The organism is Mesorhizobium sp. WSM4307 (assembly GCF_007003945.1).
GTDB lineage: Bacteria > Pseudomonadota > Alphaproteobacteria > Rhizobiales > Rhizobiaceae > Mesorhizobium.
Genome location: NZ_VFTB01000017.1, coordinates 123,029 through 134,789 on the forward strand (window position 1 = coordinate 123,029; position 11,761 = coordinate 134,789).

The window sequence follows — 11,761 nt, forward strand, 5'->3', positions numbered from 1 at the left end:
TTTACCCCTCCATCTCCTCGCGCAGCATCTCCAGTTCCAGCCACTCTTCCTCGAGCGCGGCCAGCGTTGCGCGCTCCTTGTCGAGGGCGGCGATGGTTTTCTGGAAGGAGGCCGGATCGCGCTCGTAATAGCCCGGGTCGGCGATGTTGTTCTCCAGCCGCGAGATCGACGCGGTCACCGCCTCGATCTTCTTGGGCAGCGATTCCAGGGCGAATTTCTGCTTGAACGACAGTTTCTTCGCTGGCCCTTTCGGAGCTGCCGGTTCGCTCCTGTCCGTCGCCGGCGCATCGGCGGCTTCAGCCCTGGCGCGCGCCTTGCGGTCGTCGAGCCTGGTGCCGCCGCGCTGCGCCAGCATGTCGGAATAGCCGCCGGCATATTCGATCCAGCGGCCGCCGCCGTCCGGCGCGATGATGCTGGTCACGGTGCGGTCGAGAAAATCGCGGTCGTGGCTGACCAGGATGACGGTGCCGGCGAAGCCGGCGACCAGTTCCTGCAGCAGTTCCAGTGTTTCCATGTCGAGATCGTTGGTCGGCTCATCGAGCACCAGGAGGTTCGCCGGCCGTGCCAGCACGCGCGCCAGGATCAGCCGCGCCCGCTCGCCGCCGGACAGTTCGCGCACCGGTGTGCGGGCCTGCTCCGGCTTGAACAGGAAATCCTTCATGTAGGAGACGACATGGCGCTGCTCGCCATTGATGACCAGATTCTCGCCACGCCCGTCGGTGAGGTACTGCGCCAGCGTCTCCTGCGGATCGACCGCCTCGCGCTTCTGGTCGAGCGTGGCGATTTCCAGATTGGTGCCGAGCCGCACCGAGCCGGCATCCGGCGCCAATTCGCCGGTCAGCATCTTCAAAAGCGTCGTCTTGCCGGCGCCATTCGGTCCGACGAGGCCGACGCGGTCGCCGCGCTGGATGCGGGTCGAGAAGCCCTTGACCACGGTGAGGTCGCCAAAGCTCTTCTCGATGTTCTTGGCTTCGATCACCAGCTTGCCGGATTCGGCGGCGTCGCTCGCCACCATGGTCGCGGTGCCTTCGGCGCCGCCATGGCCGCGGAAACGCTGGCGCATGGTCTGCAGCTCGCCCAAGCGGCGCATGTTGCGCTTGCGGCGTGCGGTCACGCCATAGCGCAGCCAGTGCTCCTCGCGCACGATCTGGCGGCCAAGCTTGTGCTGCTCGCGCTCTTCCTCTTCCAGCACCTGGTCGCGCCATTCCTCGAAATGGCCAAAGCCCTTGTCCAGCCTGCGGGTCTGGCCACGGTCCAGCCAGACGGTGGCGCGCGACACGCGCTCAAGGAAACGGCGGTCGTGCGAGATGACGATGAGCGCCGAGGAGGTGCGCACGAGCTCTTCTTCCAGCCATTCGATGACCGACAGGTCAAGATGGTTGGTCGGCTCGTCAAGCAACAGAATATTAGGCTCCGGCGCCATGACACGGGCCAGGGCTGCGCGTCTGGCCTCGCCGCCTGAGAGATCGCCCGGCCGTTCCTCGCCGGTGAGACCAAGATGCTCCATCAGATAGGAGGCGCGATAAGGATCGTCGGCTGGCCCAAGCCCCGCCTCGACATAGGCGCGCACGGTGGCGAAACCTTCCATGTCGGGCATCTGCGGCAGATAGCGGACGGTTGCCGAGGGCTGGCGGAACACCTCGCCATCCTGCGGCTCGATCAGGCCGGCGGCGATCTTGAGCAGCGTCGACTTGCCGGACCCGTTGCGGCCGACCAGCGCGATCTTGTCACCAGCCGAAGCGGTCAAGGCAGCGCCGTCGAGCAGCGGTGTGCCGCCAAAGGTCAGTTTTATCCCGTCGAGATTGAGAAGGGGCGGGGCCATGTCAGCTTTCAGGTAGTGGATACGGATGCGCGAGCAGCAGCGCGCGGCCGTGGCCGAGCGCGATTTCGAGGCGGCCCTTGACCTCGTTGGAAATGGTCAGCGACGAACCGAAGGCCACCTCGACCTGGTCGAGCGGCCATTTGGCGCCAGTGACGGTCAGGCCGACAAGCTCGGAAAAGCCGAGGATCGAAAACAGCGTGCCGTCGGCATAGTCGAAGCCAGCCGTTCCCAACGCCAAGGGTACGCCTTCCTGGGCGCCGCTGGTCAACAGCACCTCCATTCCGGCCTCGGCCAGGCGCAGGGCGAGCGCCAGATGCAGGAAAGCGTGGTCGGCGCGCTTGCCGCCGAACGCGCCCGCCAGCACCAGGCTGGTCGCGCCACGCTCGATGGCTGCGGCAATAGCCAGTTCACCGTCGGTCTTGTCCTTCTCTCGCGGGAAGGTCTGGCGGGGCACCGCGGCGAGATCGTCAGGCAGGTCGGCCGGCACGGAATCGAAATCGCCGACCCACAGTTCCGGGATCAGGCCCAGCAGCCGCGCATGGCCGATGCCGGCGTCGGCGGCAATGACGCGCGAGCCTCCGACCTGGCGGTCGAGCCGGGGCGTGCGGATGAGATCGCCGCCAAGCAGAATGGTGAATGTGCTCATATCTGGTGGCCTGTACCAGCCCGGCAGCGGAAACGGAAGGCCGGCAAACTGCCACTTGCGCGGTTCCCCGACCCGGCCTATGTGTCAAAACGCTCTAACGGGGTGCCGGACGCGATCTTCGCGGACCGGCTGAGAGGCAGTCTCGCCAACCCGCTGAACCTGATCCGGTTTGTACCGGCGGAGGGATTAGACGTTTCGGATAGTCCGACGCCTCAATTCCTTTCAATTCGAACGAAGGAGGCGCCGATGCGCACGCTTTTATACGCTCTTGTCTCGACCATGGCCGTGGCGCTGTCCGGGCCGGCCTTGGCCAAGGACAAGCTCACCGTCTACACCTATGAGAGCTTCACCGCCGACTGGGGCCCAGGCCCGGTGGTGAAGAAGGAATTCGAGGCCGAATGCGGCTGCGACGTCGAGTTCGTCTCGGTCGCCGATGGTGTGGCCCTGCTGAACCGCGTCAAGCTCGAAGGCGCGTCGACCAAGGCCGATATCGTGCTCGGCCTCGACACCAATCTCACCGCCGATGCCAAGGCTAGCGGGTTGTTTGCCCCGCATGGCGCGGTCTCCGATGTCAACGTGCCGGGTGGCTGGAGCGACGATACTTTTGTTCCCTTCGACTACGGCTACTTCGCCGTCGTCTATGACACCGAAAAACTGAAAACGCCGCCGAAGAGCCTGAAGGAACTGGTCGAAGGCAGTGCCGACGACAAGATCGTCATCCAGGATCCGCGCACCTCGACGCCGGGTCTCGGCCTGCTGTTGTGGGTGAAGTCGGTCTATGGCGACAAGGCGCCGGAAGCCTGGGCCAAGCTCAAGACGAAGGTGCTGACCGTGACGCCGGGCTGGAGCGAGGCCTATGGCCTGTTCACCAAGGGCGAGGCGCCGATGGTGCTGTCCTACACGACCTCGCCGGCCTATCACATGGTCGCCGAGAACACGGAGCGCTACCAGGCCGCTTCCTTCGAGGAAGGCGAATATCTGCAGATCGAGGTCGCCGGCATCACCACGACCGGAGCCAAGAACCCGCTGGCTGCAAAATTCATCGCCTTTATGACCGGGCCGAAATTCCAGGATGCCATTCCCGAGACCAACTGGATGTTCCCGGCAGGCAAGACCGACAAGCCGCTCAACCCGGCCTTCGACAAACTGGTCAAGCCGGCCAAGACCCTGCTGTTCAGCCCCGAGGAGGTCGCCGCCAACCGCAAGGCCTGGGTGGATGAATGGCTGGCGGTGATGAGCAAATAGTTTGGCCATATGATCGAAAGATGAGTGCTCTACGGCGCCCCCCTCTGTCCTGCCGGACATCTCCCCCACAAGGGGGGAGATCGAATGCTATCGGTGATTTCGCCAATCGCCGACGCTATAGGTATGAGCGAGGCGCTGAAACAGCCAATCTCCCCCCTTGTGGGGGAGATGTCCGGCAGGACAGAGGGGGGCGCCAAGGAACGCAACCTTCTATAAGTGTCGCTATGCGGAGACTGGCGGTCGATCGTGCAACGCGCTGATCCCCGCGTCAGCGCTGGCATCATTGCGCTCGGCGCGATCACGCTGCTGATCGGCGGCGCATTCGCGGGTCTGCTTGTCGAAGGCGCCCATGATTTCTCGGGAGCCTGGGCGGCCTTCGATCCTTATCTGCTTCGCGTCGTGCGCTTCACACTCTGGCAGGCCACCCTCTCGACCCTGTTTTCGGTCATCCCGGCGCTGTTCGTGGCGCGCGCCCTGTCGCGGCATCCGCGTTTCTTCGGCCGCGCCTTCATCCTGCAGCTCTTCGCCGTGCCGCTGGCACTGCCGGCGATCGTCGCGGCGCTCGGCATACTGGCGCTGTACGGCCGTGCCGGCTATTTCGCCGGCCTGTTCAGCGCCGTCGGCGGCCAGGGTTGGCCAGGGATCTATGGCTTGTCCGGCATTCTCGTGGCCCACGTCTTCTTCAATCTGCCGTTAGCGACCCGCCTGTTCCTCGAGGCGCTGCAGACGATTCCCGCCGACCAGTGGCGGCTGGCAAGCCAGCTCGGCATGGCGGCGCGGCCGGCCTTCCGGCTGATCGAATGGCCGACGCTGCGCGCCGCTCTGCCGGGTGTCGCCGGGCTGGTCTTCATGCTCTGCATCACCTCCTTCACCATCGTGTTGACGCTCGGCGGCGGCCCGGCCGCGACGACGCTGGAGGTCGGCATCTACCAGGCACTGCGCTTCGATTTCGACCCGGCGCGGGCGGTCGCCCTGACCTTGCTGCAGATCGCGCTGACCTTTGTCATGGTGCTGGCATTGACGCGGCTTGGCGCCAATGTCGTCGGCGACACCAACCTGCCGGTGGCGGCGCGCCGTTATCTCTCCGTCAATACGACGGAGGCGTCACTCAACGCCGTGCTCATCGTGCTGGCGCTGCTGTTCGTTGTCGGACCGATGGCCGCGACCGTCTCGGCAGGCTTGGGCGCCGATCTCGGCCGGCTCGCCGGCGAGGCCACAGTCCGGCAGGCGACGCTGACCAGTGCGGTGCTGGCTTTCCTGTCGGCGCTGCTTTCGGTGATGCTGTCGCTGGCGCTGACCATGGCGCGGCGGGCACTCGCGTTGAACCGCCGCGCCGGTCCACGAACACTGCTGGAACATGCCACGGATACCGGTGCCGGTTTTGTGCTGGTCGTGCCGCCGATCGTCATCGGAGCCGGCTGGTTCCTCCTGCTGCGCCATGCCGGCGATGTCTTTGCCATCGCCCCGGTCATGGTCGTCACCGTCAACGCTGTCATGGCGATGCCTTTCGCGCTGCGGGCCGTCCGTCCCGCCTATGACGCGGCGAGCGAGCGCCACGAACGGCTCTGCGCGCAGCTCGGCATTTCCGGCTGGGCGAGGCTGCGGCTGGTCGACTGGCCGTCATTGCGGCGGCCGCTCGCCACCGCCTTCGCCTTCGCCATGGCGCTGTCGCTCGGCGATCTCGGCGTCATCGCACTGTTCGGCAGTGATTCCGTGCAGACCTTGCCTTACCTTCTCCTGGCGCGCATGGGCAGCTACCGCACCGAGGACGCCGCCGGCCTGGCGCTGTTGCTTGGCCTCGTTTGCCTCGCCCTGGTGCTGGCGGCGGACTGGCTGGGAAGAGACAAGGTCTGCAATGTCTGACGGGGCGATGAGAGGGAAGGGTGTTCCGGTGCGGCTGGACAAGGTCTCGTTCAGCTATGGCGAGGTGCCGCTCACCTTCGATGTCGCCTTCGCGGCGGCGGAAATCACCGCCATCATGGGGCCGAGCGGTTCGGGCAAGTCGACCCTGCTCAACCTCGTCGCCGGCTTCGAGACGCCGCGGTCAGGCCGTGTGGTGATCGGCGGTGTCGATGTCGGCGCCGATCCTCCGGCTGCGCGGCCGGTGTCGATGGTGTTTCAGGAAAACAACCTTTTTGCGCATCTCTCCGTCGAGCAGAATGTCGGGCTCGGCCGCTCGCCATCGCTGCGGCTGACCGAAGCCGATCGAACCGCCATTGCCGAGGCATTGGAACGCACAGGCCTTGGCGGCAAGGACAAGCGGCTGCCGCGCGAACTCTCCGGCGGCGAGCGCCAGCGCGTCGCCCTGGCGCGCGTGCTGGTGCGCGATCGCCCGGTGCTGCTGCTCGACGAGCCCTTCGCTTCGCTCGGGCCCGCCTTGCGTGACGATATGCTCGACCTGGTTGCCGGTGTGCATGCGGAGCGCTGCATGACGGTGCTGTTCGTCACGCACCAGCCACAGGACGCCCGCCGCATCGGCCAGAATGTGGTGTTTCTGGACGATGGCGCCGTTGCCGCCACCGGCAGCGCGGACGATTTCTTTGCCGGGGCTGGTCCGGAGGCGTTCCGGCGCTATATCGGTGCAGGTGCCGGCAATACCGTATCACGAGATATTGCCCGGAAGCGGACATAATTTACGGTCAAACCGGTATCAGGCGAAGGGGCGCTTGCTTGCCATGGCAGAAGTAGTGTGGCTAGGTCCGCCCTACTGGTCCGGCACAGGCCGTGATTTGCCTACTGCATCCGCCGCGCGCCCCAGGGGACGCGCATCGGGTGCCGTAGAAATTTGTATTTGCGCATGACAGGTTCCGAAGATCGCTCCCGATTTTCTTGGTCATGCGCCGGGACCTGAAAGGAAGCCGCTCTGGCGATCGGCGTCGACAAGCTACGAATGAACCCGCTAGCGCGCTTTCTGGCGCTGGCCGGCTTTGCCGTGGCGCTCGCAAGCTGCCAGATGTTCACGCCTCCGGAAGTCCAGGAATCCGGCTTCCAGCCGTCCGACAAGCCGATCACGGTCGACAATGTCAGTGCCAACAACAAGCTCGCCGAACTGGCCAAGGCGCAGCATCCGCGCATCCTGGCGACCTATGGCGGCGAATATTCCGATCCCAAGCTCGAGCGCATGGTCGCCAAGGTCGTCGGCAATCTGACCGTTGTGTCGGCGAACCCGACCCAGACCTACCGCATCACCATCCTCAATTCGCCCAACGTCAACGCCTTCGCGCTGCCGGGCGGCTATCTCTACATCACGCGCGGTCTGCTGGCGCTGGCCAATGATTCGTCCGAACTCGCCGCCGTCATCGCGCATGAGATGGGCCACGTCACTGCCAATCACGGCCTGCAGCGTCAGCAGCTGGAGGCCGAGGAAGGCCTGGCGACCAAAGTGGTTTCCGATGTGCTCGGCGACAGCCCGACCGCCAAGGCGGCTTTGATCCGCGGCAAGCTCCGGCTGGCGCAGTTCTCGCGCAACCAGGAGCTCGAGGCCGACGCCATCGGCATCAAGTCGATCGGCGAAGCTGGCTACGACCCCTATGCCGCCGGCCGCTTCCTGCAGTCGATGTCGGCCTATACCGATTTCCGCTCGATCAGCGGCGCCACCGACGCCAGCCTCGACTTCCTGGCGACGCACCCCAACACGCCGCAGCGCATCGACCTGGCGCAGCGCCATGCCCGCCAGTTCGGCGCGCCCGGCGTCGGCACCCGCGACCGCGATTCCTTCCTCGCCGGCATAGACGGCCTGCTCTATGGCGACACGCCGGAAGAAGGCTATGTGCGTGGCGAGACCTTCCTGCATCCGGGTCTCGGCGTGTCGTTCACGGTGCCGGACGGTTTCATCATCGACAATTCGGCGGCGGCGGTGACGGCGACCGGGCCGGGCGACATTGCGATCCGCTTCGACGGGGTTTCGATCGACAAGAACCGCGCCCTGACCGACTACATCAGAAGCGGCTGGGTGGCCGGTCTCGATGACAGCAGCGTCAAGCAGGAAACCATCAACGGCAACGAGGCCGCGACCGCGCATGCCAGTGCTGAAGGCTGGCAGTTCGACATCGCGGTGATCCGTGCCGGCGGCCAGGTCTACCGGTTGCTGACCGCGGCGCCCTCGGCCAGCACCTCGCTGGAGGCGGTGGCGCGTTCGGTCAGCGGGTCGTTCCGCATCCTGAGTGCCGCTGAAAAAGCGGCTCTGAAGCCGCTGCACATCCGCGTGCTCACCGTGCAGCCGGGGCAGACCATGGGATCGCTCGCCGCGCAGATGGTCGGCGTCGACCGCAAGCTCGATCTGTTCCGCGTGCTCAACGCGCTGTCGCCGGGGGCCGCGGTTTCGGCCGGCGACAAGGTCAAGATCGTCACCGACAAATAGGATCCCGCTACGCGGAATCAGGCGGCTGTCGCCAGAAATTCCGGGTTCTGCTTCACCAGCGCCACTTTGAGCTTTTCCATGGCGCGGGCCTCGATCTGGCGGACGCGTTCCTTGGAAATACCGAGCGTCTCGCCGAGCGCCTCGAGCGTGGCGCCCTCGTCGTTCAGCCGGCGTTCCTCGATGATCCTGAGTTCACGGGCGTTCAGCGCGTGAAGCGCCTCCCGCAGCCAAAGCGAACGGCGCGCGACATCGATCTTGTCGCCGACGATCTCGTCGGGCAGCGGATCGTCGGAAACCAGGAAGTCCATCCGCTCGGTCGCGCCCGCATCATCGGCAAGCGGCATGTTGAGTGAGGAGTCGGGCGCCGACAGCCGTGAATCCATCATCGCCACGTCAGCCTCGGAGACGCCAAGCGCAACCGACACTTCGCGGTAGAGCGTCGTGTTGGAAAGCGGCTCGGCGCCGTTCGCCAGCCGGGCGCGCAGGCGGCGCAGGTTGAAGAACAGGGCTTTCTGCGCGGAACTGGTGCCGCCGCGCACGATCGACCAGTTGCGCAGGATGTAGTCCTGCATCGAGGCCCGGATCCACCACGTCGCATAGGTGGAAAACCGCACCTCGCGCTCGGGCTCGAAGCGGGCGGCGGCCTCGAGCAGGCCGACATGGCCTTCCTGGATCAGGTCGCCGAGCGGCAGGCCGTAATGGCGGAATTTCGAGGCCATGGAAATGACCAGCCGCATATGCGCCACGGTGATGCTGTGCAGGGCGTTCTGGTCGTTGTCTTGCTTCCAGAGCAAGGCCAACCGATGTTCCTCGTCGCGTTCGAGATAGGGAGCCTTCATCGCCGCGCGGACCATGATCCGTCCTGCCGTATCTTCCATCATGAGGCGCTCCCTGCTCAGGCGATATACCCGATGTTACGAACTTGGCAGGGCACCGGTTGAAATCGCGGCGTCGCGCCCTACAACAGCCAAAACTGCCATGCGCGAGAAAGGTTCCGCTGGCGCGGGCGGGCGAGTGATGCTGTCCGGGCGATTTCGACGCGGTCTCCGGGGACGTTCAGTCGCTGCACGGACTCGTATTTGGAGAATTTGGTTTCAGGATTTCTTTGTTTTTGAAATCAGGTTCCTTATTCTTTCGGCTCGCATCTGTCATTTTCCAGCCCTCACAGCAGGCCAGACATCAGGCCAAGGACGGGATCACAAAAATATGAAATGGCTCAAGTCGCTTATCGTCGCCGGAACACTGCAGGCCCTGGCGGCCACATCAGGCCATGCCGGCGCCAATCTCGATCAGATCAAGCAGGTCGGCGTCATCAAGGTCGGCACGGAAGGCACCTACGCGCCCTTCACCTACCATGACGCGTCCGGCGCGTTGGTCGGCTTCGACGTCGAGATCGCCAAGGCGCTCGCCGACAAGCTCGGCGTCAAGGTCGAGTTCCTCGAGGGCAAATGGGACGGGCTGATCGCCGGTCTCGACGTCAAGCGCTACGACGCCGTCATCAACGAGGTCGGCATCACCGACGCCCGCAAGGCCAAGTATGATTTCTCCGATCCCTACATCGCCTCCAAGGCGGTGCTGATCGTGCGCGGCGACAACCCTGACATCAAGACTTTCGCCGATCTCAAGGGCAAGAAGTCGGCGCAGTCGCTGACTTCGAACTTCGGCAAGCTGGCCGAGGCGAACGGCGCCGAACTGGTCGGCACCGACGGCTTCGACCAGTCTATCCAGCTGCTTTTGACCGGCCGCGCCGACGCCACCATCAATGACAGCCTGTCGTTCCTCGACTTCAAGAAGCACAAGCCCGACGCCAATGTGAAGATCGCCGCGCAAGAGGAAAACGCCGACTATTCCGGCGTCATCGTGCGCAAGGGCGATCCGGAACTGGTTGCCGCCATCAACAAGGCGCTGGCCGATATCAAGGCCGACGGCACCTACAAGAAGATCGCCGACACCTATTTCGGCCAGGACGTCTCGAAGTAATTTCGAGTGAGGGCGAGTTGTCGCCCCTGTAATGCACCAGCGGCGGGCCGTCTTTGACGGCTCGCCGCTTTTGTCTAGATATGGCTGACGCATTCGCGCTTCAATGAAGCCATCTCGACCATTCTGGAGGGTCTTTCGTGCCGCACTGGCTGCAACTGATGCTGGAGTCGCTGCCTTCGCTGCTCTGGGCCGCCCTGATTTTCACCGTGCCGCTGACGCTCTTGTCCTTCGTGCTGGGCCTGACCGTTGGCCTCGGGGCAGCACTCGGCCGACTGTTCGGGCCGAAGCCGCTGGTCATGCTCGTGCGCTTCTATGTCTGGATCTTCCGCGGCACGCCGCTGCTGGTGCAGCTGTTCCTGATCTTCTACGGCCTGCCGTCGGTCGGCATCCTGCTCGATGCTTTTACCGCAGCGCTGATCGGCTTCACGCTGAATATCGGCGCCTACACGTCGGAAATCATCCGCGCGGCCATCGGCTCCGTGCCGAAGGGCCAGTGGGAAGCCGCCTATTCGATCGGCATGACCTGGAGCCAGGCGATGCGGCGCACCATACTGCCGCAAGCCGGCCGCGTCGCGGTGCCGCCGCTCTCCAACACCTTCATCTCGCTGGTCAAGGACACCTCGCTGGCCGCCGCCATCACCGTGCCCGAGATGTTCCAGGCGGCGCAGCGCATCGTCGCCACCACCTATGAGCCGCTGATCCTCTATGTCGAGGCGGCGATCCTCTATCTGGCGATGAGTTCCGTGCTGTCGGCCCTGCAGACGCGGCTGGAGGAACGGCTCAACCGCTATGGCGGCTTCCTGGAGGCGCGCGCATGATCGGCCTCACCAATATCGAAAAGCGCTTCGGCGACAATCTGGTGCTCAAGGGCGTGACGGTCGCGATCGCCGAAGGCAGTGTCACGGCACTGGTCGGCCCTTCGGGCGGGGGGAAGAGCACGCTGTTGCGCTGCATCAACCTCCTGGAGATCCCGACTTCGGGCACGGTGCGCATCGGCGACGAGACGCTCGAGTTTCGCCCGGGCATCAAGGTGCCGGCCGCCGATATCAGGCGGCTGCGCCTGCAGACCGGCATGGTGTTCCAGAATTTCCAGCTGTTCCCGCACCGCACCGCCATCGAGAACGTCATGGAGGGACTGGTGACCGTGCTGAAATGGTCGCCCGGGGAGGCGCGTGAGCGGGCGCTGGCCTTGCTGGAAAAGGTCGGGATGGCGCACAAGGCCGATGCGTGGCCAGCGACGCTGTCAGGCGGCCAGCAGCAGCGCGTGGCGATCGCCCGCGCCTTGGCGCCGTCGCCGAAGGTGCTGCTGTGCGACGAGCCGACTTCGGCGCTCGATCCGGAACTGGCGCAAGAGGTGGTCGACGTGCTCGGCAAGCTCGCCAGCGAAGGCACGACCATGGTGATGGCGACGCACGACCTGCGGCTTGCCTCCAAGATCGCCCAGGAAGCGGTGTTCCTCGATGCGGGCGTTATCGTCGAGCAGGGGCCGTCGGCCACATTGTTCGGCAATCCGGAGCGCGAACGGACCAAGCGCTTCATCGCGACGCTGAAGCAGGAGGCCGAGAAGGAAGGCGGCGGTCAGGTGTAGCCCCGACCCCTGCCTTGTCCGAGAAACAAAAAACCCGGCGCGATGAACTGACCCCGTAAAGTTGGACGGTTCATTGATGTGGTGAGTTTAGGGGCTGGATCCTGTATTGCACAGGGGCCA

At 64.8% G+C, this 11,761-nt stretch carries 10 protein-coding genes and 1 riboswitch; of the genes, 7 read left to right on the plus strand and 3 right to left on the minus strand.

Translation table 11 applies throughout. The annotated features are described in order from the left end of the window. Position 1: 1 nt before the first annotated feature. Together FJV83_RS32495 and FJV83_RS32500 are read right to left on the minus strand one after the other, a co-directional pair. Positions 2-1,822 carry an ABC-F family ATP-binding cassette domain-containing protein gene (locus FJV83_RS32495; RefSeq protein WP_142886840.1) on the minus strand — a complete coding sequence of 607 codons (1,821 nt, stop codon included), beginning with the start codon at positions 1,820-1,822 and terminating at the stop codon, positions 2-4. Between the two features lies 1 nt (position 1,823). Continuing rightward, positions 1,824-2,468: a thiamine diphosphokinase gene (locus FJV83_RS32500; RefSeq protein WP_142886841.1), complete on the minus strand. Its 645-nt coding sequence runs from the start codon at positions 2,466-2,468 to the stop codon at positions 1,824-1,826. Positions 2,469-2,556: 88 nt separating this feature from the next. Then, a riboswitch (TPP riboswitch) is annotated at positions 2,557-2,671 on the plus strand. Positions 2,672-2,714: 43 nt separating this feature from the next. Between FJV83_RS32500 and thiB the strand changes: the two genes are divergently transcribed. From thiB to FJV83_RS32525, 4 genes are all read left to right on the plus strand, one after another. Beyond that, a complete protein-coding gene (gene thiB / locus FJV83_RS32505) occupies positions 2,715-3,713 on the plus strand; it encodes a thiamine ABC transporter substrate binding subunit (RefSeq protein ID WP_142886842.1) in 999 nt (332 codons plus the stop codon). A gap of 246 nt (positions 3,714-3,959) precedes the next feature. After that, positions 3,960-5,576, plus strand: coding sequence for a thiamine/thiamine pyrophosphate ABC transporter permease (thiP, locus tag FJV83_RS32515; RefSeq protein ID WP_185973453.1), 1,617 nt, complete (start codon positions 3,960-3,962; stop codon positions 5,574-5,576). Continuing rightward, on the plus strand, positions 5,569-6,345 hold the full coding sequence (thiQ, locus tag FJV83_RS32520) for a thiamine ABC transporter ATP-binding protein (protein ID WP_142886843.1): 777 nt from the start codon (positions 5,569-5,571) through the stop codon (positions 6,343-6,345). The genes thiP and thiQ overlap by 8 nt, the downstream gene beginning before the upstream one ends. A 258-nt stretch (positions 6,346-6,603) precedes the next feature. After that, positions 6,604-8,073, plus strand: coding sequence for a M48 family metalloprotease (locus tag FJV83_RS32525; protein ID WP_095788027.1), 1,470 nt, complete (start codon positions 6,604-6,606; stop codon positions 8,071-8,073). 17 nt (positions 8,074-8,090) lie between these two features. Here FJV83_RS32525 and FJV83_RS32530 read toward each other — a convergent pair whose 3' ends face one another. Further along, the gene (locus FJV83_RS32530) at positions 8,091-8,954 is read right to left on the minus strand and encodes an RNA polymerase factor sigma-32 (RefSeq protein WP_095772074.1); all 864 of its coding nucleotides are present in this window, start codon (positions 8,952-8,954) and stop codon (positions 8,091-8,093) included. Between the two features lie 325 nt (positions 8,955-9,279). Between FJV83_RS32530 and FJV83_RS32535 the strand changes: the two genes are divergently transcribed. The 3 genes from FJV83_RS32535 (at position 9,280) to FJV83_RS32545 (ending at position 11,641) form a co-directional block, all read left to right on the plus strand. Next, complete coding sequence (locus tag FJV83_RS32535; protein WP_095772075.1) at positions 9,280-10,053, plus strand: amino acid ABC transporter substrate-binding protein; 774 nt, start codon at positions 9,280-9,282, stop codon at positions 10,051-10,053. Positions 10,054-10,190: 137 nt separating this feature from the next. Continuing rightward, complete coding sequence (locus FJV83_RS32540; protein ID WP_095772076.1) at positions 10,191-10,871, plus strand: amino acid ABC transporter permease; 681 nt, start codon at positions 10,191-10,193, stop codon at positions 10,869-10,871. Then, complete coding sequence (locus FJV83_RS32545) at positions 10,868-11,641, plus strand: amino acid ABC transporter ATP-binding protein (protein ID WP_095772077.1); 774 nt, start codon at positions 10,868-10,870, stop codon at positions 11,639-11,641. Before FJV83_RS32540 ends, FJV83_RS32545 begins: the two co-directional genes overlap by 4 nt. Positions 11,642-11,761: the final 120 nt, after the last annotated feature.